The organism is Pseudomonas sp. GNP014, from assembly GCF_054344005.1.
Genome location: NZ_JBTGUS010000001.1, coordinates 1,273,011 through 1,293,575 on the forward strand (window position 1 = coordinate 1,273,011; position 20,565 = coordinate 1,293,575).

General features: G+C 61.2%; 22 protein-coding genes. 11 read left to right on the forward strand and 11 right to left on the reverse strand.

Going from position 1 to position 20,565, the window contains the following annotated elements; genetic code table 11:
• Nucleotides 1-4: 4 nt before the first annotated feature.
• A complete protein-coding gene (locus ACXX9E_RS05905) occupies nt 5-310 on the reverse strand; it encodes a c-type cytochrome (RefSeq protein ID WP_123470191.1) in 306 nt (101 codons plus the stop codon).
• A gap of 191 nt (nt 311-501) precedes the next feature.
• Between ACXX9E_RS05905 and yihA the strand changes: the two genes are divergently transcribed.
• Nucleotides 502-1,143, forward strand: coding sequence for a ribosome biogenesis GTP-binding protein YihA/YsxC (gene yihA / locus ACXX9E_RS05910; RefSeq protein WP_123470193.1), 642 nt, complete (start codon nt 502-504; stop codon nt 1,141-1,143).
• Nucleotides 1,144-1,471: 328 nt separating this feature from the next.
• On the opposite strand, the gene polA is transcribed toward yihA, so the two are convergent.
• Nucleotides 1,472-4,276 (reverse strand): DNA polymerase I, encoded by a 2,805-nt coding sequence (polA, locus tag ACXX9E_RS05915; RefSeq protein WP_128615033.1) that lies wholly within the window; start codon nt 4,274-4,276, stop codon nt 1,472-1,474.
• A gap of 74 nt (nt 4,277-4,350) precedes the next feature.
• On the opposite strand from polA, the gene ACXX9E_RS05920 reads away from it, so the two are divergent.
• Both ACXX9E_RS05920 and ACXX9E_RS05925 read left to right on the forward strand, forming a co-directional pair.
• A complete protein-coding gene (locus tag ACXX9E_RS05920; protein ID WP_123470197.1) occupies nt 4,351-4,641 on the forward strand; it encodes a DUF2782 domain-containing protein in 291 nt (96 codons plus the stop codon).
• A 60-nt stretch (nt 4,642-4,701) separates the two neighbouring features.
• Entirely contained in the window at nt 4,702-5,655 is a 954-nt protein-coding gene (locus tag ACXX9E_RS05925) for a homoserine kinase (protein ID WP_123470199.1), read from the forward strand.
• A gap of 90 nt (nt 5,656-5,745) precedes the next feature.
• On the opposite strand, the gene ACXX9E_RS05930 is transcribed toward ACXX9E_RS05925, so the two are convergent.
• Nucleotides 5,746-6,666 carry a zinc ABC transporter substrate-binding protein gene (locus ACXX9E_RS05930; RefSeq protein WP_222833968.1) on the reverse strand — a complete coding sequence of 307 codons (921 nt, stop codon included), beginning with the start codon at nt 6,664-6,666 and terminating at the stop codon, nt 5,746-5,748.
• Between the two features lie 66 nt (nt 6,667-6,732).
• On the opposite strand from ACXX9E_RS05930, the gene ACXX9E_RS05935 reads away from it, so the two are divergent.
• From ACXX9E_RS05935 to ACXX9E_RS05950, 4 genes are read left to right on the forward strand one after another with little or no spacing between them, the layout of a single operon-like run.
• A complete protein-coding gene (locus ACXX9E_RS05935) occupies nt 6,733-7,215 on the forward strand; it encodes a Fur family transcriptional regulator (RefSeq protein ID WP_123470201.1) in 483 nt (160 codons plus the stop codon).
• The gene (znuC, locus tag ACXX9E_RS05940) at nt 7,215-8,000 is read left to right on the forward strand and encodes a zinc ABC transporter ATP-binding protein ZnuC (protein WP_458555153.1); all 786 of its coding nucleotides are present in this window, start codon (nt 7,215-7,217) and stop codon (nt 7,998-8,000) included. Before ACXX9E_RS05935 ends, znuC begins: the two co-directional genes overlap by 1 nt.
• The gene (gene znuB / locus ACXX9E_RS05945) at nt 7,993-8,781 is read left to right on the forward strand and encodes a zinc ABC transporter permease subunit ZnuB (RefSeq protein ID WP_128615035.1); all 789 of its coding nucleotides are present in this window, start codon (nt 7,993-7,995) and stop codon (nt 8,779-8,781) included. Before znuC ends, znuB begins: the two co-directional genes overlap by 8 nt.
• 37 nt (nt 8,782-8,818) lie before the next feature.
• Nucleotides 8,819-9,532: a PA5502 family lipoprotein gene (locus tag ACXX9E_RS05950; RefSeq protein ID WP_128615036.1), complete on the forward strand. Its 714-nt coding sequence runs from the start codon at nt 8,819-8,821 to the stop codon at nt 9,530-9,532.
• A 123-nt stretch (nt 9,533-9,655) separates the two neighbouring features.
• Here ACXX9E_RS05950 and katE read toward each other — a convergent pair whose 3' ends face one another.
• Nucleotides 9,656-11,797: a catalase HPII gene (gene katE, locus ACXX9E_RS05955; protein WP_458555154.1), complete on the reverse strand. Its 2,142-nt coding sequence runs from the start codon at nt 11,795-11,797 to the stop codon at nt 9,656-9,658.
• Nucleotides 11,798-12,058: 261 nt separating this feature from the next.
• On the opposite strand from katE, the gene ACXX9E_RS05960 reads away from it, so the two are divergent.
• The 3 genes from ACXX9E_RS05960 to ACXX9E_RS05970 all read left to right on the forward strand — a co-directional run bounded on the left by ACXX9E_RS05960 (nt 12,059) and on the right by ACXX9E_RS05970 (nt 14,635).
• Nucleotides 12,059-13,066 carry a methionine ABC transporter ATP-binding protein gene (locus ACXX9E_RS05960; RefSeq protein ID WP_123470209.1) on the forward strand — a complete coding sequence of 336 codons (1,008 nt, stop codon included), beginning with the start codon at nt 12,059-12,061 and terminating at the stop codon, nt 13,064-13,066.
• A 5-nt stretch (nt 13,067-13,071) separates the two neighbouring features.
• Nucleotides 13,072-13,782 carry a methionine ABC transporter permease gene (locus tag ACXX9E_RS05965; protein ID WP_177490549.1) on the forward strand — a complete coding sequence of 237 codons (711 nt, stop codon included), beginning with the start codon at nt 13,072-13,074 and terminating at the stop codon, nt 13,780-13,782.
• A gap of 79 nt (nt 13,783-13,861) precedes the next feature.
• The gene (locus tag ACXX9E_RS05970; protein WP_123470213.1) at nt 13,862-14,635 is read left to right on the forward strand and encodes a MetQ/NlpA family ABC transporter substrate-binding protein; all 774 of its coding nucleotides are present in this window, start codon (nt 13,862-13,864) and stop codon (nt 14,633-14,635) included.
• A gap of 147 nt (nt 14,636-14,782) precedes the next feature.
• On the opposite strand, the gene ACXX9E_RS05975 is transcribed toward ACXX9E_RS05970, so the two are convergent.
• Genes ACXX9E_RS05975 through ACXX9E_RS05995 form a run of 5 tightly spaced genes read right to left on the reverse strand, consistent with a single transcriptional unit; the run spans nt 14,783 to nt 18,691 of the window.
• Nucleotides 14,783-15,418, reverse strand: coding sequence for an SCO family protein (locus tag ACXX9E_RS05975; protein ID WP_102355457.1), 636 nt, complete (start codon nt 15,416-15,418; stop codon nt 14,783-14,785).
• Entirely contained in the window at nt 15,415-16,314 is a 900-nt protein-coding gene (gene cyoE, locus ACXX9E_RS05980; RefSeq protein ID WP_123470215.1) for a heme o synthase, read from the reverse strand. Before cyoE ends, ACXX9E_RS05975 begins: the two co-directional genes overlap by 4 nt.
• The gene (locus ACXX9E_RS05985; RefSeq protein ID WP_222833966.1) at nt 16,302-17,381 is read right to left on the reverse strand and encodes a COX15/CtaA family protein; all 1,080 of its coding nucleotides are present in this window, start codon (nt 17,379-17,381) and stop codon (nt 16,302-16,304) included. Before ACXX9E_RS05985 ends, cyoE begins: the two co-directional genes overlap by 13 nt.
• Before the next feature lie 10 nt (nt 17,382-17,391).
• Nucleotides 17,392-17,985 (reverse strand): PA_0111/PP_0108 family redox-active disulfide protein, encoded by a 594-nt coding sequence (locus tag ACXX9E_RS05990; protein WP_458555155.1) that lies wholly within the window; start codon nt 17,983-17,985, stop codon nt 17,392-17,394.
• Nucleotides 17,951-18,691 (reverse strand): SURF1 family protein, encoded by a 741-nt coding sequence (locus tag ACXX9E_RS05995; RefSeq protein WP_458555156.1) that lies wholly within the window; start codon nt 18,689-18,691, stop codon nt 17,951-17,953. Before ACXX9E_RS05995 ends, ACXX9E_RS05990 begins: the two co-directional genes overlap by 35 nt.
• 70 nt (nt 18,692-18,761) lie before the next feature.
• On the opposite strand from ACXX9E_RS05995, the gene ACXX9E_RS06000 reads away from it, so the two are divergent.
• The gene (locus ACXX9E_RS06000; protein ID WP_123470223.1) at nt 18,762-18,965 is read left to right on the forward strand and encodes a twin transmembrane helix small protein; all 204 of its coding nucleotides are present in this window, start codon (nt 18,762-18,764) and stop codon (nt 18,963-18,965) included.
• 84 nt (nt 18,966-19,049) lie between these two features.
• Here the strand turns inward: ACXX9E_RS06000 and ACXX9E_RS06005 are convergent, their stop codons facing one another.
• Nucleotides 19,050-19,937, reverse strand: a complete 888-nt coding sequence (locus ACXX9E_RS06005; RefSeq protein ID WP_128615042.1) for a cytochrome c oxidase subunit 3 — start codon at nt 19,935-19,937, stop codon at nt 19,050-19,052.
• Between the two features lie 25 nt (nt 19,938-19,962).
• On the reverse strand, nt 19,963-20,514 hold the full coding sequence (locus ACXX9E_RS06010; protein ID WP_128615043.1) for a cytochrome c oxidase assembly protein: 552 nt from the start codon (nt 20,512-20,514) through the stop codon (nt 19,963-19,965).
• Nucleotides 20,515-20,565 lie beyond the last annotated feature (51 nt).

Sequence of the window (20,565 nt, forward strand, 5' to 3'; positions counted from 1 at the left end):
AGAGTTATGGACCGGGTTTACTCTCGCTCATCCAGAGGATGATGGCCTGGTAATCCTCGGCACTGCAGTCCATGCACAAACCACGCGGCGGCATCGCCTTGAAACCCTGGGTCACGTGTTGCACCAGCGTCCCCATACCTTTCGCCAACCTCGGCGTCCAAGCATCCTGATCGCCTCTTGCGGGCGCCATGGGTAGTTGGCCGGAATGACAGGCACCACAAACACGGTTGTACACTGCTTCCGGATCCTGTGTAGCCTGTGCGCTGTAAAGCGGCATCAAGACTCCGGCAGCCAGCAGCCATTTCGTCATAAAACGACCTTTTCAGGGTTGAGAGCGTTCTGCGTTCTAATGCGCAATCAAGGTCTGTCGCTCTCGTGAACTTCATCCTTCGCTGGGACAAAGCACACACAAAATCTGCGGCATTATATACTGGCGTCACTGAAACGGAAGCGACACCGCGTTCCGCGCCCAATCCCGGCGCCGCCCACATCGGAAATCCCATGCAACTCAAGAATCCCATCCTCGGCCTGTGCCAACAGTCCACGTTCATGCTCAGTGCCGCCAAAGTCGACCAGTGCCCGGACGACGAAGGCTTTGAAGTGGCTTTCGCCGGTCGCTCCAACGCCGGCAAATCCAGCGCCCTGAACACTTTGACTCACGCCAGCCTGGCGCGCACCTCGAAAACCCCGGGGCGCACACAGCTGTTGAACTTCTTCAAGCTAGACGATGATCGGCGTCTGGTCGACCTGCCGGGCTACGGTTATGCAAAAGTACCGATCCCGCTCAAGCAACACTGGCAGCGTCACCTCGAGGCTTATCTCGGTGGCCGGGAGAGTTTGAAAGGTTTGATTCTGATGATGGACATCCGTCATCCAATGACCGACTTCGACCTGCTGATGCTCGATTGGGCCGTTGCCGCCGGCATGCCGATGCACATTCTGCTGACCAAGGCCGACAAGCTGACCTACGGCGCAGCCAAGAACACCCTGCTCAAGGTGCAGTCGGAAATTCGCAAGGGTTGGGGCGATCTGGTGACGATCCAGCTGTTCTCGGCGCCAAAACGCATGGGCCTGGAAGAGGCCTACACTGTTCTGGCGGGCTGGATGGAACTGGCAGACAAAGGCGCCGAGGCGGCTGAGTAACCAGGGATTGGAAAATTGGCTGTGGTGCCTGCGCGTGCCGCAGCCAATTTTCGGGCAAAAAAAGCCCCGGATTTCATTGGGGAGGGAGAAATTCCGGGGTTTAAGTTCCGAACCGCTAGGGCGGGGTTCAGATATCTGCCAACACTTAACACAACATAGGAGCATCGAAGGGCTTCACCAGCCATTCAGTAACTCTGAGTAGTGTGCTGCAAGATTAGTTCAGATTTTTTTTGAAAAGCTTTGGAATAATCCCAAGTGCTTTTCGAAATAAGCAGGACTTGCCGGGTTTGCCGCCACGTCGTGTCGCGGCAAACCGTCGGTAAATGGCTTAGTGAGCCTCATCCCAATTGTTGCCCACACCCACTTCGACCAGCAGCGGCACATCCAGTTTCGCCGCCTCGCTCATGTGCACGCGAATCTCCGCGCTGACCTGCTCGACCAGATCCTCACGCACCTCCAGCACCAGTTCGTCGTGCACTTGCAGGATGACCTTCGCGTCCAGTCCGGACGTCGCCAGCCAGTTATCCACCGCGACCATGGCTTTCTTGATGATGTCGGCGGCCGTGCCCTGCATCGGCGCGTTGATCGCCGTGCGTTCGGCGGCTGCACGCTCCTGCGGCTTGTTCGAGTTGATCTCCGGCAGGTACAGCCGACGACCGAAGAACGTCTCGACATACCCCTGATCCGCCGCCTGGGCGCGGGTGCGATCCATGTATTCGCGAACGCCGGGATAGCGCGCAAAGTAGGTGTCGATGTAGGCCTTGGCGGTCTTGGTGTCGACGCCAATGTCCTTGCCGAGCTTCTGCGCGCCCATGCCATAGATCAAACCGAAGTTGATCGCCTTGGCACCACGGCGCTGGTCGGAGGTCACTTCGTTGAGTTCGACCTTGAACACTTCGGCAGCGGTAGCGGTGTGCACGTCGAGGTTGTTGCGGAAGGCGTTCATCAGGCCTTCGTCTTTGGACAGGTGCGCCATGATCCGCAGTTCGATCTGCGAGTAGTCCGCCGCCAGCAGTTTGTAACCTTTTGGCGCCACGAAAGCCTGGCGGATGCGCCGGCCTTCTGCGGTACGCACCGGAATGTTCTGCAGGTTCGGATCGCTGGAAGACAAGCGGCCGGTGGACGCCACGGCCTGATGGTACGAGGTGTGGATGCGCCCGGTGCGCGGGTTGATCTGCTCCGGCAGACGATCGGTGTAGGTGCTTTTCAGCTTGCTCATCGAGCGGTGCTCCATCAGCACCTTCGGCAAGCGATGATCGTCCTCGGCAAGTTTCGCCAGTACTTCCTCGGCGGTGGACGGCTGGCCCTTGGCGGTTTTTTTCAGCACCGGCAGGCCGAGTTTTTCGTAAAGGATCACGCCCAGCTGCTTCGGCGAGCCGAGGTTGAATTCTTCGCCGGCGATCTCGAACGCTTCGCGCTCCAGCGCGACCATCTTGTTGCCCAGTTCGATGCTCTGGATACCGAGCAGCTCGGCGTCGACAAACGCGCCCTGGCGTTCGATGCGCGCCAGCACTGGCACCAGTGGCATCTCGATGTCGGTCAGCACGCTGGCCAGGCTCGGGATCGCGCTGAGTTTTTCGAACAGGGTCTGGTGCAGCCGCAAGGTGATGTCGGCGTCTTCGGCGGCATACGGCCCGGCCTGTTCCAGGGCGATCTGGTCGAAGGTCAGTTGCTTGGCGCCTTTGCCGGCGATGTCCTGGAAGCTCACGGTGGTGTGGTCCAGGTACTTCTGCGCAAGGCTGTCCATGTCGTGGCGGGTGGCGGTGGAGTTGAGCACGTAGGACTCAAGCATGGTGTCGAAGGCAATCCCGCGCACGTGGATGCCCTGGCTCTGATCGCCGCCGATGGCGCAGTTGGCCAGGATGTTCATGTCGAACTTGGCGTGTTGGCCGACCTTGAGTTTGTTCGGGTCTTCCAGAATCGGCTTGAGCGCGCGCAGCACGGTGTCGCGATCCAGTTGCTCCGGTACACCGATGTAGGAGTGGGTCAGCGGGATGTACGCCGCTTCGTTGGCCTGCACGGCGAACGACAGGCCGACCAGTTGCGCCTGTTGCGCGTCGATGCCGGTGGTTTCGGTGTCGAAGGCGAACAGCCTGGCGTTGTTCAGTTTCTCCAGCCAGACGTCGAAACGCGCCTGATCGAGGATGGTTTCGTAGGCAGCTTCGACGGGAGCGACAGGCGCTTCTTCCGCTGGCGCGCTGAACAGATCGCCAGCCGGCGCAGGCTCGGCAGCAGCGCTCAGTTCCTGACGCTTGGCGTCGCGATCCAGATCATTGATCCAGCTTTTGAATTCCAGCAGCGAGTACAGCTCGTAGAGCTTGGCCGGGTCTTCGGCGCCCATCTGCAAATCATCGAGTTCAACGTCCAGCGGCACATCGACCTTGATGGTCGCCAGTTGATAGGAGAGAAACGCCATCTCCTTGTGCTCTTCGAGCTTGGCCGGCAGGGTCTTGGCCCCGCGAATCGGCAGGGTCGGGACGATGTCGAGGTTTGCGTAGAGCTCGGTCAGGCCACCGTTGACGCCCACCAGCAGGCCGGACGCAGTCTTCGGGCCGATGCCGGGAACGCCGGGGATGTTGTCGGAAGAATCGCCCATCAGTGCCAGATAATCGATGATCTGCTCCGGAGCGACGCCGAATTTCTCCTTCACGCCCTCTACGTCCATCGAGCTACCGGACATGGTGTTGACCAAGGTAATGTGGCCGTCGACCAGTTGCGCCATGTCCTTGTCGCCGGTGGAGATGATCACCGGGCGATCCGCCGCCGCACTGCTGCGGGCGAGGGTGCCGATCACGTCGTCAGCCTCGACGCCTTCCACGCACAGCAGCGGGAAGCCGAGGGCGATCACGCTCTGGTGCAGCGGCTCGATCTGCACGCGCATGTCGTCGGGCATGCTTGGGCGGTTGGCCTTGTATTCGGCGTACATCTCATCGCGAAACGTCCCGCCCTTGGCGTCGAAGACCACGGCAAACGGGCTGTCCGGGTACTGCTTGCGCAGACTCTTGAGCATGTTCAGCACACCTTTGACCGCGCCGGTCGGCAGGCCTTTGGAGGTGGTCAGCGGTGGCAGTGCGTGGAAAGCACGGTACAGGTAAGACGAACCGTCCACCAGGACGAGGGGGGCTTGGCTCATGAGCAGAATCAACCTTTTCGGCGGGCCCGGCGCTAGAATAGCGGGACCGTTGACGACAAAGGGACAAGGTTATCATGCGTACGTTAAATCGCTTGCTGCTGGTCAGTTTGATTGCTGTCTCACCGCTGGTTGCGATCGCGGCGGATGATGCGCCGTCAGCGGACCCGGAAGTCACCATCCGTACCGAGGGTGACAAGACCATCCAGGAGTACCGTCAGAACGGTTTCCTGTATGCGATCAAGGTCACCAAGAAAGGATTCCCGCCCTATTTTCTGGTGCGTGCGGACGGTACCGATGCAAACTTCATCCGCTCGGATCAGCCGGATATGCTGATTCCGTCGTGGAAGATTTTCGAATGGAAGTAGTCTCTTAACTTTAATCGGCGCCGCTGTGCTGGCGGCGCCCGAACTGAGCAGTTTTTAACCATGTCTGTGTTCACCCCCCTGGCTCGGCCCGAGCTGGAAACCTTTCTCGCCCCTTACGGGCTTGGCCGTCTGCTTGATTTCCAGGGGATTGCCGCCGGCAGTGAAAACACCAATTTCTTTATCAGCCTGGAGCAGGGCGAGTTCGTCCTGACCCTGGTCGAGCGTGGCCCGGTGCAGGAAATGCCGTTCTTCATCGACTTGCTCGACGTCCTGCACGAGGCCGATCTGCCGGTGCCTTACGCACTGCGCACCACCGACGGCGTGGCGCTGCGTGAGCTGAAGGGCAAGCCGGCGCTGTTGCAGCCACGTCTGTCGGGCAAGCACATCAAGGTCGCCAACGCGCAGCATTGCGCGCAGGTCGGCGAGTTGCAGGCACATCTGCACCTGGCGACCCAGGGCGAGCGCATGATCAAGCGCAAGACCGATCGTGGCCTGGACTGGATGCTGGAGGAGGGCACCGAATTTCTCTCGCACCTGAGCGATGCCCCGCGTGCGCTGCTGCACAAGGCGTTGGATGAAATCACCGTGCAGAAAGAGCGGATTCTCGCCTTGCCTCGGGCGAATATTCACGCCGACCTGTTCCGCGATAACGCGATGTTCGAAGGCACGCACCTGACCGGGCTGATCGACTTCTACAACGCCTGCTCGGGGCCGATGCTGTACGACGTGGCGATTGCCTTGAATGACTGGTGTTCGGACGAGGACGGCCTGATTGATGGCCCGCGAGCTCGGGCATTTCTTGGCGCTTATGCCGCGTTGCGACCATTCACGGCGGCGGAAGCTGAGTTGTGGCCGACCCTGCTGCGCGTGGCGTGTGTGCGGTTCTGGCTGTCGCGATTGATCGCGGCGGAGCAGTTTGCCGGGCAGGACGTGCTGATTCACGATCCCAAGGAGTTCGAGCAGCGCTTGGCGCAGCGGCAGCAGGTCAATACACCGTTGCCTTTTGCCCTTTAAAAGCTTCGCGAGCAGGCTCGCGCCCACAGGGTTTCGGCGATCCTGTGGGAGCGAGCCTGCTCGCGAATGGGGGCAATACCGATGCCCGGGTTACAGCGATTCCAGGCACCCTGCCAGATCATTGCCCAGCTTCTCCAGCACCTGCTCATAGCCCTGAGCCGTCGCCGGGGTGTATCCGCCCAGCGCGTCCAGCTCCGCCAGTTTCACTGGCAGGCCAGCCACCAAAGTCTCGGCCAGACGCGGACGCAATGGCGGCTCACTGAACACACAAGTCTTGCCCACTTCCTGCAAGCGCTTGCGCATCGCCGCAACATGCTGCGCACCGGGCTGCACTTCGGCGGCTACGCTGAACACACCGGCATGCTTCAGGCCATAAGCCTCTTCAAAGTAATCAAACGCCTCGTGAAAGACGAAGTACGGCTTGCCTTCAACGCTGGCCAGACGCTTCTTCAAACGCTGATCCAATGCATCCAGACGCTCATCAAACGCCTTGACGTTGCTCTGATAGCGTTCGGCGTTGGCCGGATCGGCAGCGCTGAGGTCGGCGGCCATTTTCTCGGCAATGACCCGCGCGTTGACCGGCGCTAACCACAAATGCGCGTCCAGTGTGCCCGGGCGGTGATCGTGATCATGCTCGTCGGCGTCTTCGGCGTGGGAGTGGCTGTCCTCGGCGAAACGACGCAGTTTCATGCCCGGCAGGTCCTGCACCGCTACGCTCGGCAGGGTCCGCCCGTTCAGTACACGCGGCAGGAAACCTTCCATGTCCGGGCCGATCCAGTACAGCAGATCGACTGATTGCACCTTGCGCACGTCGGACGGGCGCAGCGCGTAGTTATGCGGCGAAGCACCCGGCGGCAGCAGCACCTCCGGGATGGCCACACCGTCCTGCACTGCCGCAGCAATCAGTTGCAACGGTTTGATGCTGGTGAGGACCTTGACCTCGGCCTGAGCCGAACCGATCAGCAGAAAACTGGCGACAAACGCCACAAAAACAGAAAAAAGTCGGGACACGATGACCACTCAAGGAGGCGAGAACGGGTAACATAATAACGTCTCTATCAAAACTCGTCGCCGCCCATGCCTATTACACCGATTGCCAGCCGTCCCCACGACCACTCTCATTGCGTGCACAGCGCACTGACCGAGGCCGATGCCTTGTGCGCCCAGAAAGGCCTGCGCCTGACTGCGTTGCGCCGGCGGGTGCTGGAACTGGTCTGGCAGAGCCACAAGCCGCTGGGCGCCTACGACATTCTCGCGGTGTTGAGCGAGCAGGACGGTCGTCGCGCCGCACCGCCGACCGTGTACCGCGCGCTGGATTTCCTCTTGGAAAACGGCCTGGTGCACCGTATCTCTTCGCTTAACGCCTTCGTCGGTTGCGTGCATCCCGAGCACGCGCATCAGGGCCAGTTCCTGATCTGCCGCGACTGCCACGCGGCGATCGAGCTTGAACAAAAAGTGATCAGCGACGCGATCATCAACAGCGCCAGGGATGTCGGTTTCATCGTCGAAACCCAGACTGTCGAAGTGGTCGGCCTGTGCTCCGGTTGCCAGGGGGCTTGATGAGCAACCCGTTGATCCGTCTTCAGCACGTCGCCGTCACGTTTGCCGGGCAGGCGGTGCTGGACAATATCGAACTGAGCGTCGAGCCGGGGCAGATCGTCACCCTGATCGGCCCCAACGGTGCCGGCAAGACCACCCTGGTGCGCGCCGTGCTCGGCCTGCTGAAACCGGACAGTGGCAGCGTCTGGCGCAAGCCGAAACTGCGCGTTGGCTACATGCCGCAGAAACTGCACGTCGATCCGACCTTGCCGCTCTCGGTGCTGCGCTTCCTGCGCCTGGTGCCCGGCGTAGACCGTCCGCGTGCACTGGCGGCGCTCAAGGAAGTCGGTGCCGAACACGTCATCGACAGTCCGGTGCAAAGCGTTTCCGGCGGTGAAATGCAGCGCGTGCTGTTGGCTCGGGCGCTGCTGCGCGAGCCGGAGTTGCTGGTGCTCGATGAGCCGGTGCAAGGCGTCGATGTTGCCGGCCAAGCCGAGCTGTACAGCCTGATTACCCGGCTGCGCGACCGTCACGGCTGCGGCGTATTGATGGTGTCCCACGATTTGCATCTGGTCATGAGCACCACCGACCAGGTGGTCTGCCTCAACCGTCATGTCTGCTGCTCCGGGCATCCCGAGCAGGTCAGCGGCGATCCGGCGTTCGTCGAGCTGTTCGGCAAGAATGCGCCAAGCCTGGCGATCTATCACCACCATCACGACCACGCCCACGACCTGCACGGTTCGGTGGTCAAGGCGCCCGATGCGGGCCACACCCACGTTCACGGAGACCACTGCAAGCATGGCTGATTTTCTGTTGTATGCCCTGCTTGCAGGTCTGGCGCTGGCGCTGGTCGCGGGTCCGCTTGGCTCGTTCGTGGTCTGGCGGCGCATGGCGTATTTCGGCGACACCTTGTCCCACGCCGCACTGCTCGGTGTGGCGCTCGGCTTTCTGCTGGATGTCAGCCCGGCGGTGGCGGTGACGGTCGGTTGCCTGTTGTTGGCGGTTTTGCTGGTGACCTTGCAACAGCGCCAGCCGCTGGCGTCCGACACGCTGTTGGGAATTCTCGCGCCGAGTACGCTCTCTCTCGGCCTGGTGGTACTAAGCTTCATGCATGAAGTGCGGATCGACCTGATGGCCTATCTGTTCGGTGACCTGCTGGCGATCAGTCCGACCGATCTGGCGTGGATCCTCGGCGGCAGCGCGGCGGTGCTGGTGTTGCTGGTGACGCTGTGGCGGCCATTGCTGGCGATCACCGTGCATGAAGAATTGGCCAAAGTCGAAGGCCTGCCGGTGGCGGGCCTGCGTATGGCGTTGATGCTGTTGATCGCAGTAGTGATTGCGGTGGCGATGAAAATCGTCGGGGTGTTGCTGATCACCTCGCTGCTGATCATCCCGGCCGCTGCGGCACAACGTCACGCCCGCTCGCCGGAGCAGATGGCGCTGGGCGCGAGCCTGCTGGGCATGCTCGCCGTGTGTGGCGGGCTGGCACTGTCGTGGTTCAAGGACACCCCGGCCGGGCCGTCAATCGTTGTGACGGCGGCCGCACTGTTTCTGCTGAGTTTTGTTCTGCCCCGTCGAGGGGTGTAGACTTGCTCGCTTTTTGCGCAATTAGAGAGTCGCAGGAATGAAGCCGTTCGCCTCCCGTTATCTGCTCCTTGTCGCATTTTCCGTGCTGCTGGGCGCCTGCCAAAGCACGCCGCCGGTGGCTGAAGTCCCCGACGCGCGGGCCACGGCCATCGCACAGCTGGAGCAAAGCCTGGCCAGCAGCGAACTGGCCACCGCCGAAGACCAACTGGCCGCCTTGCAGGCACAGAGCCCCAACGATCAGTCCCTTGAGCAATACCAGCGGCAGTTGGCCGAAGCCTACCTGCGCCGTAGTCAGATCGTGTTGCAGAAAGGCGACGTGAATGCCGCCGCCACTGCGCTGAGCCGTGCCCGCGCCCTGATGCCCAAGGCTCCGGCGCTGACCGGTGGCGTCAACGGCGCCATCACCGAAGCCCGCAAAGCCGAGCTGGAAAAAGCTGAAGCCGCACTGCTCGCTGCCGAAGCCAAACCGAAAGCCAAGGTGATCGACCCGACCGCCGAGAGCACCACGGTGGCGCTGAACATCACCGATAGCCGCAAACTTCGCCGGCAACTGGATGCGATCGCCGCCGATGTGGTGAATTACGAGTGTGCGGTGAGCATTCAGGCGCCGCGTACCGATGACTATCCGTGGCTGGCGACTCTGCTGACCAAGCGGGTGAAGAAGTTGAACCCGGATTTTGATCTGAAGATTGTGAAGCAAACTCTGCGCACAGTACCGGCGCAGATGGTCTTGAGTCCGCGTAAACCTTAAAAGCTTCGCGAGCAAGCTCGCTCCCACATTTGATCTTGGGCCTGACACAAAATCTGTGTTCACCAGAGATCCCTTGTGGGAGCGAGCTTGCTCGCGAAAGCGTCCTTTCAGCCAACGAAGCTTTTAAGCCGGAACGGCCTTCGCCTTAGGCTCCCGCGCCCAAACCCGATGCTGCCCGATCGCGGCAAAGAACGGTTTGGTCAACGCTTTCACATCCTTGCCCTGCAGCAACCCTGCATCCGCTTCCAGCTTCAGCAGATCCTGCAACTGTTCGGCCTCGCCGTGCAGCGCAATCGCCTTCAGATGCTTGTACGCCTCCAGCAGGTAATGCAACGCCACGCCATCGCCGCTCAACGCCTTGATTGACGCCGCGCCACCCGGCACGAACACCGCATCGAAGATCACCGAAGGCATGCCTTCCATTGATGCATCCACCGCCAGGGTTTTGCCGTCGGCAGTCTTCACCGGGGCCGAGGTCGGACCGAGCAATTTGGCGTGTGCACCTTCAGCCGCCAAGGCCTTCTTCATCGCATCAATCGCCGCACCATCGACGCCGTTGGCGGCAAGAATCGCCACTTTGCGGGTCTTGATGTTTTCTGGCAGCAGATTGGCCTGGCTCAGCGCCGGCGAATGATCGAATGAGGTTTTGCGCACCTCGACCGTGCCTTTGCCCGGCGCCGGCAGGCCCAGATTGGCCGCGACGCGTTTAGCCAGTTCCAGGTCGATGTTGGCGAGAATCTCGTTCACTTGCCGCGCGCGGATGAACTCCCGCTCAACCTTGCCCAGTTCGAAGCTGTAGGCGGCGATGATGTGTTCCTTCTCGTGCTCACTCATGCTGTTGAAGAACAGCCGCGCCTGGGAGAAGTGGTCGCTGAACGATTCGCTGCGCTGGCGGATCTTGTTCGCGTCGATGCGTTCCGGGTAGCTCTCGAAGCCACCGTCCTGCGCCGCCGGCGGGGTTTCTTTCGGCCAGCCGCCATCAATCGAGTTTGGTTCGTAGGATGCACGACCCTTGTCGATCACCGTGCGGTGCTGCGCGTCGCGCTGACCGTTGTGGAACGGTGCCACCGGGCGGTTGATCGGCAGCTCATGAAAATTCGGCCCGCCGAGTCGGCTGATTTGCGTGTCGGTGTAGGAAAACAGTCGACCTTGCAGCAGCGGGTCGTTGGAGAAGTCGATGCCGGGCACGATGTGGCCTGGGCAAAACGCGACCTGCTCGGTCTCGGCAAAGAAGTTGTCCGGGTTACGGTTGAGGGTCATCTTGCCCAGCGGGGTGATCGGCACGATTTCTTCGGGGATCAGTTTGGTCGGGTCGAGGATGTCGAAATCAAAGTCGTGCTCGTTTTCCTCCTCGATGATCTGCACACCCAGCTCCCATTCCGGGTAATCGCCCATCTCGATGGCTTCCCAGAGGTCGCGACGGTGGTAGTCGGTGTCTTTACCGGCGAGTTTCTGCGCTTCGTCCCACACCAGTGAGCAGGTGCCGGCGGTAGGGCGCCAGTGGAATTTGACGAAGCGTGATTTGCCCTCGGCGTTGACCAGGCGGAAGGTGTGCACGCCAAAGCCCTGCATGCTGCGCAGGCTTTTCGGGATCGCCCGGTCGGACATCGCCCAGATGACCATGTGCGCCGATTCCGGCACCAGGGATACGAAGTCCCAGAACGTGTCGTGAGCCGAGCCACCGGTGGGGATTTCATTGTGCGGCTCGGGTTTCACCGCGTGGACGAAGTCGGGGAACTTGATTGCGTCCTGAATGAAAAACACCGGCATGTTGTTGCCGACCAGGTCGAAATTGCCTTCGTCGGTGAAGAACTTCACCGCGAAACCACGCACGTCACGCACGGTATCGCCGGAGCCGCGAGGCCCCTGTACGGTGGAAAAACGCACGAACACCGGGGTTTTTTTCCCCGGATCCTGCAGGAAACCGGCCTTGGTCAGTGTCGAATGGTTCTCGTAGGCCTGAAAGAAACCATGCGCGCCGGTACCGCGGGCGTGGACGATACGCTCCGGGATTCGCTCATGGTCAAAGTGCGTGATTTTCTCACGCATGATGAAGTCTTCCAGCAGCGACGGCCCGCGTGGGCCGGCCTTCAGGGTGTTCTGGTTGTCGGCGACCTTCACCCCCTGGTTGGTGCGCAGGGCCTGGCCGGTGGCGTCGGAACGAAAGGTCTCCAGGCTGTCGAGTTTGGCGTTGGTGTTGGCGCGATCCTTGGTATCGGTTCCGGCCATCTGGCTTTTGTCGGTCGTAGGTTTCTTGCTGCTCATCAGACGTAAACTCCTCGATTGACCCCGATAAGTGCGGGGACTCTTGAGTGGTTCCCGGGCACGGCACCCAGGGTTTTCAAGTCGCTTACCTAATGACTGACGAGGGTTTTGGGCGTTCCTTTTTTATGACCTTTGATCTTGTTATTGCCAAATCGAAGGTTAATTGCGAAATAAATGCTAAGAACCTCTATACGGACAGGCTAAAATGCGCGCCCGGCTAACCGCTGATCCTTTTCTAACGCGCCCCACAAGGTTCGCTACGTGATCGAGTTTCAAAACGTCCACAAAACTTACCGCGTCGCCGGTAAGGACATTCCCGCCCTGCACCCGACCAGTCTTGCGATTGAAAACGGTCAGGTGTTCGGCCTGATCGGCCATTCCGGTGCGGGAAAAAGTACCCTGCTGCGTCTGATCAATCGCCTGGAAGACTCCAGCGGCGGCAAGATTTTCGTCGACGGCGAAGAAGTCACCGCGCTGGACGCCAACGGCCTGCGCCGTTTCCGCCAGCAAGTCGGGATGATCTTCCAGCACTTCAACCTGCTCGCCTCCAAGACCGTGGCCGACAACGTCGCGCTGCCGCTGACCCTGGCCGGCGAACTGTCGACCAGCGAGATCAATCAGCGCGTCGCCGAGTTGCTGGCGCGGGTCGGCCTGTCCGATCACGCCAAGAAGTACCCGGCGCAATTGTCCGGCGGCCAGAAACAGCGCGTCGGCATCGCCCGCGCCCTGGCGACCAAACCGAAGATTCTGCTGTGCGACGAGGCCACCAGCGCCCTTGACCCGCAGACCACCGCGTCGGTCCTGCAACTGCTGGCCGAGATCAACCGCGAACTGAAACTGACCATCGTCCTGATCACCCACGAGATGGACGTGATCCGTCGCGTCTGCGACCAAGTGGCGGTAATGGACGCTGGCGTGATCGTCGAGCAAGGCTCGGTGGCCGATGTGTTCCTGCATCCGCAGCACCCGACCACCAAGCGTTTTGTGCAGGAAAGCGAGCAGATCGACGAAAACGAGCAGCGTGATGACTTCGCTCACGTGCCGGGCCGCATCGTCCGCCTGACCTTCCAGGGCGAAGCGACTTACGCGCCGTTGCTCGGTACCGTCGCCCGGGAAACCGGGGTCGACTACAGCATCCTCGCCGGTCGCATCGACCGCATCAAAGACATTCCTTACGGGCAATTGACCCTCGCCGTCACCGGTGGCGACATGGAAGCGGCCTTCGCCCGTTTCGCCGCCGCTGACGTTCACATGGAGGTGCTGCGTTAATGGAAATGTACGACGCTGCAATCAAGAACTACGACGCCGCAGTAGAAGCCATCAAGCTGTTCTTCCAGAACATCGACTGGCTGGAAATCGGCCTGGCCACCAACGACACCATGATGATGCTCGGTGGTTCGCTGTTGTTCACCGTTCTGCTCGGCCTGCCGCTGGGTGTGCTGCTGTTTCTCTGCAGCCCGCGCCAGTTGCTGGAAAACCGGGTGGTCTACGCGATCATGTCGCTGGCGGTGAACATCCTGCGCTCGCTGCCGTTCATCATTCTGTTGATCGTGATGATCCCGTTCACCGTGATGATCACCGGCACCTCGCTGGGCGTGGCCGGGGCGATTCCGCCGTTGGTGGTGGGGGCGACCCCGTTCTTCGCGCGTCTGGTGGAAACCGCACTGCGTGAAGTCGATCGCGGCATCATCGAAGCCACTCAGTCGATGGGCGCGACCACCCGGCAGATCATCATGAACGCCTTGCTGCCAGAGGCCCGTCCGGGCATTTTCGCGGCGATTACGGTGACGGCGATTACACTGGTGTCCTACACGGCGATGGCCGGTGTGGTCGGTGCTGGTGGTCTGGGTGACTTGGCGATCCGTTTCGGCTACCAGCGTTTCCAGACTGACGTGATGATCGTCACCGTGGTGTTGCTGCTGATTCTGGTGCAAGTGCTGCAAATGGTCGGTGATCGACTGGTCGTGCATTTTTCGCGCAAATAACCGGTTTTTGTAAATCAAGAGATGAGCCGGCCATTCGCTGGCAGGCGCCACACGGGCGCTTTGAAAAGGAGTTAGCTGAATGAAAAAACTGATCGCTGCTTTCGCTGCCGTAGCCGCTTTTTCGGCCCACGCTGCAGAAACCCTGACCGTTGCCGCCACCCCGGTGCCGCACGCGGAAATCCTCGAGTTCGTGAAACCGGCGCTGGCCAAAGAAGGCGTGGATCTGAAGGTCAAGGTGTTCACCGACTACATTCAGCCCAACGTACAGGTCGCCGAAAAGCGTCTGGACGCCAACTTCTTCCAGCACCAGCCGTACCTCGATGAGTTCAACAAGGCCAAGGGCACCAGCCTGGTCGCTGTGACCGGCGTGCACCTGGAGCCATTGGGTGCGTACTCGAACAAGTACAAGAAGCTCGATGAACTGCCAAGCGGCGCCAACGTGGTGATCCCGAACGACGCCACCAACGGCGGCCGTGCGCTGTTGCTGCTGGACAAGGCGGGCGTGATCAAGCTGAAGGATTCGAAGAACATTCTGTCGACTGTCAAAGACATCGCCGAGAACCCGAAAGACCTGAAGATCCGTGAACTGGAAGCCGCGACCATCCCGCGCGTGCTGACCCAGGTCGATCTGGCGCTGATCAACACCAACTACGCGCTGGAAGCCAAGCTCGATCCATCCAAGGATGCGCTGGTGATCGAAGGCAACGACTCGCCTTACGTGAACATCCTGGTGTCCCGTGCGGACAACAAGGACAGCGACGCGATGCAGAAACTGGCGGCTGCCCTGCATAGCCCGGAAGTGAAGAAGTTCATTACCGAGAAGTACAAAGGCGCGGTATTGCCGGCGTTCTGATTTAGATTGCTGCAACGAAAAAGGGGACGCTATGAGCGTCCCCTTTTTTGTGTCTGGCTTTGGACCTGCTGTGAAGCTTCCCCTCACCCCAGCCCTCCCGAAACGTCGGACCGCCCAGAGGGAGAGGGGCTTTTCGCTCTTCGGCGTTTATTTGCGGTTGAGCATCACCGGCAACTGCGCGACCAGTTTGGCGTTGTTCAACGGCGCCCGAATAAACCCGCGCTGCGTCCCGTCCGGCCCGATCACCGCCAGGTTGCCGCTGTGATCCACGGTGTAGTTGGGCTTGCTGGTATCGGCCGGAATAAACGGAATGCTCACCGCATTGGCGACCTTCTGCAGCTCTTCGATCGACTTCGGCGTCAGGCCGATGAACTGCGGATCGAAGTAGCCCAGGTACTGCTTCAACTGCTGCGGGTTATCGCGGTTCGGGTCAACGCTGACCAGTACGATCTGCAACTTGTCCACAGCGTCTTTGGGCAACTCGCTCTTGATCTGGCGCAGTTGGGCGAGGGTGGTCGGGCAGATGTCCGGGCAGAAGGTGTAGCCGAAGAACAGCAGGCTCCACTTGCCTTTCAACTCGTCGATGGCGACCGGTTGGCCATCCTGATTGGTCATGGTCACGCCCGGCAGGGTGCGGCTCTGCGGCAGCAGGATGATGCCGGCGTCGATCAGCGCAGTGGGGTCGCCCTGGCCCTTGCCACTCAGCACTTTGTTGACGGTAAGTCCCAGGATCAGCGCGATCACGGCGACGAGGATGAAGACGGTTTTCTGGGTTCGAGTCATAAGTTCAACAGTAAGTAGTGGTCTACGAGCAGGGCGATGAACAACAAGAACAAGTAATAAATAGAGTACTTGAAGGTGTTGATCGCCGCGTGCGGCCGAGTGCCACGGTACAGCACCACGGCCCATTGCAGAAACCTTGCGCCCAGCGCGAGGGCGCACAGCAGATACAGCACGCCGCTCATGTGGATCACGTACGGCAGCAGACTCACCGCCAACAGCGCAAAGGTGTAGAGCAGAATGTGCACTTTGGTGTAATGCTCGCCGTGGGTCACCGGCAGCATCGGGATGTCGGCCTTGGCGTATTCCTCTTTACGATGGATTGCCAGCGCCCAGAAGTGCGGCGGGGTCCAGGCGAAGATGATCAGCACCAGCAGCAACGGTTCGGCGCTGACATGACCGGTGGCGGCGGTCCAGCCAAGCAGTGGCGGGGCGGCGCCGGCGAGGCCGCCGATGACGATGTTCTGCGGCGTCGCGCGCTTGAGGAAACCGGTGTAGATCACCGCGTAGCCGAGCAGAGAGGCGAGGGTCAGCCAGGCAGTCAGCGGGTTGGTGAAGGTCAGCAACAAGGCCTGGCCGAGCAGCGCCAGGACCAAGGCAAAGGTCAGTGCCGCAGCCGGCGATACCCGGCCTTCAGCCAATGGCCGCTTGTGGGTGCGCGCCATCACCGCGTCGATGCGCCGGTCCACCACATGGTTAACCGCCGCCGCACCGCCGGCACACAGGGCGATCCCGAGGTTACCGAACACCAGCACGGTCCACGGCACCCCGGCACGGGTCGCGAGGAACATGCCGACCAGAGAGGTGATGAGCATCAGCACCACCACTTTCGGTTTGGTCAGCTCCAGATAGTCACGCCACAGCGCTTGCGCGGGACGTTCGCCGATCAGAAGCGCCATGGCGTTTCTCCTTTAATGGTGATGGGCGCCGCCACGTGTTTACGCGGGCTGAGGCGCCAGCGTGCGAGCACCGGCTGTTTGACCCGAACCAGACTGGTCCGTGCGTGGTAATTGACCAGCACCATCGTCAGCAGCAGCGCCGCACCGCCGGCGTTGTGCGCCACCGCCACCGGCAGCGGCAGATGGAACAGCACGTTGCTGATGCCGAGGGTGATTTGTGCGCCGAGGGCGACCAGCACCAGCCCGGCGAGCCGGGTCATGCCGACGGCTCTGAGTTGCCAGGCCAGCCCGAGCAGCACCAGCGTCACCAGCAACGCGCCGATGCGGTGGGTCAGGTGGATTGCCGTGCGCGCATCGCTGTCGAGCTGGCCGCCGAGGTAATTCGGGCCGATGTGCTGGGTCAGGTGAAAGCCGTTGGCAAAATCAGCGGGCGGCAGCCATTGACCGTGGCAGGTCGGAAAGTCGATGCAGGCCACCGCCGCGTAGTTGGAACTGACCCAGCCGCCCAGCGCGATCTGGCCGATCACCAGCAACAGTCCCGCCGTCGCCCAATACTGCAAACGCCTGGGCACGGTCAGCGCCGGCAGCACGCCGGAGAGTCTCAAGGTCAGCAGGAACAACAGGCTCAATGTCGCGAAGCCGCCGAGCAAATGCCCGGTGACCACTTGCGGCCAGAGTTTGAGCGTCACCGTCCACATGCCGAACGCTGCCTGGGCGAACACCACCGCCAGCAGAAACAGCGGCAGCTTCAGCGGCTGTCCCGGATGCCGGCGATTGACCCAGGCGCGTCCGGCCAGAATCGAAATCAGCAGGCCGAGGGTCCCGGCGAAGTAGCGGTGGATCATCTCGTTCCAGCCCTTGTGCGCCACCACCGGCGAGTCGGGGTAATGCAGTTCGGCATGGGCCAGTTGGGCTTCGCTTTTCGGCACGCTGATAAAACCGTAACAGCCCGGCCAGTCCGGACAGCCGAGGCCGGCGTGGGTCAGGCGGGTGTAGGCGCCGAGCAGCACGACGATCAGTGCCAGCAGGGTGGCAAACAGCGCGAGGCGAAATCCAGGTTTGGCCATGACGATGCCCTTATCCGATGTTCGACAGTTTCAGCAGGTGGCGCAGGTCGTTGAGCAAGTCCTTGCCCTTCACACTCGGGTCGTAGCGCAGCACGAGGTTGCCGTGCGGGTCGATGATCCACAGCTGCGGCGTGGCCTTGTCGCCGGTGGTCTTGCTGAAGGTGGCGGCGTCCAGCGGGTAGCGTTGCAGCTGTGGGTATTCGCGGTTCAGCTTGGCTTCGTAGTCGGCGCCCAGCGGTTGCGCGGCGGCGAGGGCGTGGCTGGCGCGTCCGGCATCGCGGCCGAGGCCGATCTGGATCTGCCGGGCGAGGTACACCAGTTGCTGGCAATCGACCGCGCAGTCCCTGGGTGCGGTCACCAGCATCTGCCAGCGCTGTTCATCGGCCTGCACACCGAGGTCGGCGCGGGACTGGCCGTTGCCGATCAGTTCGCCGTGGTAGCTGCGCCCTTCCGGCACCCAGAACTGCAATTTGTACATGCCGGTGGCGAGGATCATCGGGCCGATCACGCCGAGCAGAATCAGCAGCAGCTGGACCCGTCCACGACGACGGCTGGCCGGGGTTTTTGCCTCAGACATGCTGGGTGGATTCATGGCCGTTCCCATGGTGTTTCTCCTTTGCGTTGTGCAATCCAAGGTAGATGTAGAGACCGAGCAGGGCGGTGGCCATGGCAAACCATTGCACGGCGTAACCGAGGTGTTTTTCCGGGCCCATGGCGACCACCGGCCAGTCGGCCTCATAGCTGGCAGGGCCGGGTTCGGCGCGCAGTTCGTAGGCGAAACCGTCGCGGTCGAGGGTTTTCCACAGCCTGGCCGGCTCGACGGCGGTGATGGTTTGCGGCCAGGTGCTGCTGGCCGGGTCGGCGTGCAACTGAAAGGTCGCCCCGGGGGCGACGTAGACCCAGGCATCGAGACTCAGTGCCTCGGCCGGGGTGTTGAATTGCGGGGGGACGCGGCGATCCGGCCACGGCAGCCAGCCACGATTGACCAGTAGCCAAAGACCCGTGGCGCGGTCCTGAAACGGTTGCAGCAGCTCGATGCCGACCTTGCCGTTGCGCTGACGGTTGTCGAGTAGCAGGCTGTGGCCACCATCGAACTGGCCGTAAAGATGCACCCGGCGATAGGCCGGGTCGGTGCTGTGCAGTAATTCGCTGCTGGCCATCGGCGCGGCGGCGCGGCGTTCGGCATAACTGGCAAGCAGGGCGGTTTTCTCCGCACCCCGGCCCAGTTGCCAGAAGCCCAGCGACACCAGCAGCGGCAGCAACAGCGCCACCACCACGGTCGGTATCACGCCCGGGTGAAAGCGCTTCATGGCCGCGCCACAAAGTCAGTCGTCGCGATCGCTATACTCAACTGCATCGCCTGTCCCCCGGAGTCTTCCCATGCTCAAAGCAGCCATTGTCGTGCTGCTGATTGCCACGGTGATCAGCCTGTTCAGCGGCCTGTTTTTCCTGGTCAAGGACGACAGCAGCTCGAATCGCCTGGTCATCGCCTTGAGTGTTCGGGTGGCATTGGCCGCCATCACCGTCGGCTTGATCGCCTGGGGCTTTTACAGCGGCCAACTGGTGTCCCACGTTACGTGGTAGCTGCAAGCGGTCAGCTACAAGCTACAAGTTAGAAGCTCTACCGCTTTGAGCTTGAGGCTTGCAGCTTGCCGCTTGCGGCTGTTGTCAAAGCACATAAACGAAGATGAACAAGCCGATCCACACCACGTCGACGAAGTGCCAGTACCAGCTCGCCGCTTCGAAACCGAACTGGTGCTCGTTGTCGAAATGGCCCTTCATGATGCGCATCAGCATCACGAACAGAATGATCGTGCCGATGGTCACGTGCGCACCGTGGAACCCGGTGAGCATGAAGAACGTTGCGCCATAAATGCCCGAGCCGAGGGTCAGGCCCAGTTCGTGGTAGGCGTGCATGTATTCCTCAGCCTGGAAGCCGAGGAACGCGCAGCCCAGCAACACGGTGATCGCCAACCAGATTTTCAGCGCGCCGCGATGGCCCTTTTTCAAGGCATGGTGGGCGATGGTGATGGTGACGCTGGAGCTGACCAGCAGAATTGTGTTGATCAGCGGCAGGCCCCACGGGCTGATGACTTCCTTGGGCGGCGGGAACAGTTTCGGGTCCGGCGTATGCAACAGCGGCCAGGTGAACTGGAAGTTCGGCCAGAGCATGTGCGCGATGCCTTTCGGGCCTTCGCCCCCCAGTGCCGGGCCGGAGATGTGCCGCACGTAGAACAGCGCGCCGAAGAAGGCGATGAAGAACATCACCTCGGAGAAGATGAACCAGCTCATGCCCCAGCGGAACGAGCGATCGAGTTGCGAGCTGTACAGCCCGGCGCGACTTTCTTTGATCACCGCGCCGAACCAGCCGAACAGCATGTACGCCAGCAACAGCCCGCCGACGAAAAAGATGTACGGCCCGTGGGATTCCGGTCGTGCCGCCTTCAGATCGTTGAACCAGGTCGCCAGGCCGTACACGGTGATGACCATGCCGAAGGTGGCGATGATCGGCCACTTGCTCTGGGCCGGGACGTAATAGTGCTCATGAGTTGCCATTTATTGTTCTCCTTATCGGGCACGCTTAACCGCCAGTGTTTACAGCCACCGGAGGATGTCGGGCGGTGATATCGAACAGCGTGTAGGACAGCGTCAGGTGCTTCACGTCCTTGGGCATGTCGCGGTCAACGATGAAACGCACCGGCATCTCGATCTGCTGACCGGGCTGCAGCACCTGCTGGGTAAAGCAAAAACATTCGGTCTTGTGGAAATATGCCGCCGCCTCGCTGGGCGCAATGCTCGGCACGGCTTGCGCACTCATCGGTTTGTCGGTGGGATTGCGCGCGATGAAAATCATCTCGTTGACCGCGCCTGGGTTCGCGGTGAGTTCGTCATGCTTGGGGTAGAAGTCCCATGGCATATCGGCGGTGTTGGTCGACAGGAACTGCACGCGCACCTGGCGTGAGGTATCGACGACCTGCTCGCCTTCGTACTGCCCGGCGGTCTTGCCATTGATGCCGAAGGCCTTGCACATCACGTCGTAGATCGGCACCAGGGCAAAGCCGAAGACAAACATTGCTACCACGACCCCGAGCAGCCGGGTGACGAGTTTTTTCAGCGAGATCGAGTCAGCCATGATTTTCAGCCTCCACCTGAATCTCTGTGGGAGCGAGCTTGCTCGCGAAGC

Coding starts and splice junctions, on each gene's coding strand:
- ACXX9E_RS05905 (WP_123470191.1), bottom strand. CDS start 310: ATGACGAAATGGCTGCTGGCTGCCGGAGTCTTGATGCCGCTTTACAGC.
- yihA (WP_123470193.1), top strand. CDS start 502: ATGCAACTCAAGAATCCCATCCTCGGCCTGTGCCAACAGTCCACGTTC.
- polA (WP_128615033.1), bottom strand. CDS start 4,276: ATGAGCCAAGCCCCCCTCGTCCTGGTGGACGGTTCGTCTTACCTGTAC.
- ACXX9E_RS05920 (WP_123470197.1), top strand. CDS start 4,351: ATGCGTACGTTAAATCGCTTGCTGCTGGTCAGTTTGATTGCTGTCTCA.
- ACXX9E_RS05925 (WP_123470199.1), top strand. CDS start 4,702: ATGTCTGTGTTCACCCCCCTGGCTCGGCCCGAGCTGGAAACCTTTCTC.
- ACXX9E_RS05935 (WP_123470201.1), top strand. CDS start 6,733: ATGCCTATTACACCGATTGCCAGCCGTCCCCACGACCACTCTCATTGC.
- znuC (WP_458555153.1), top strand. CDS start 7,215: ATGAGCAACCCGTTGATCCGTCTTCAGCACGTCGCCGTCACGTTTGCC.
- znuB (WP_128615035.1), top strand. CDS start 7,993: ATGGCTGATTTTCTGTTGTATGCCCTGCTTGCAGGTCTGGCGCTGGCG.
- ACXX9E_RS05950 (WP_128615036.1), top strand. CDS start 8,819: ATGAAGCCGTTCGCCTCCCGTTATCTGCTCCTTGTCGCATTTTCCGTG.
- katE (WP_458555154.1), bottom strand. CDS start 11,797: ATGAGCAGCAAGAAACCTACGACCGACAAAAGCCAGATGGCCGGAACC.
- ACXX9E_RS05965 (WP_177490549.1), top strand. CDS start 13,072: ATGTACGACGCTGCAATCAAGAACTACGACGCCGCAGTAGAAGCCATC.
- ACXX9E_RS05970 (WP_123470213.1), top strand. CDS start 13,862: ATGAAAAAACTGATCGCTGCTTTCGCTGCCGTAGCCGCTTTTTCGGCC.
- ACXX9E_RS05975 (WP_102355457.1), bottom strand. CDS start 15,418: ATGACTCGAACCCAGAAAACCGTCTTCATCCTCGTCGCCGTGATCGCG.
- cyoE (WP_123470215.1), bottom strand. CDS start 16,314: ATGGCGCTTCTGATCGGCGAACGTCCCGCGCAAGCGCTGTGGCGTGAC.
- ACXX9E_RS05985 (WP_222833966.1), bottom strand. CDS start 17,381: ATGGCCAAACCTGGATTTCGCCTCGCGCTGTTTGCCACCCTGCTGGCA.
- ACXX9E_RS05990 (WP_458555155.1), bottom strand. CDS start 17,985: ATGGGAACGGCCATGAATCCACCCAGCATGTCTGAGGCAAAAACCCCG.
- ACXX9E_RS05995 (WP_458555156.1), bottom strand. CDS start 18,691: ATGAAGCGCTTTCACCCGGGCGTGATACCGACCGTGGTGGTGGCGCTG.
- ACXX9E_RS06000 (WP_123470223.1), top strand. CDS start 18,762: ATGCTCAAAGCAGCCATTGTCGTGCTGCTGATTGCCACGGTGATCAGC.
- ACXX9E_RS06005 (WP_128615042.1), bottom strand. CDS start 19,937: ATGGCAACTCATGAGCACTATTACGTCCCGGCCCAGAGCAAGTGGCCG.
- ACXX9E_RS06010 (WP_128615043.1), bottom strand. CDS start 20,514: ATGGCTGACTCGATCTCGCTGAAAAAACTCGTCACCCGGCTGCTCGGG.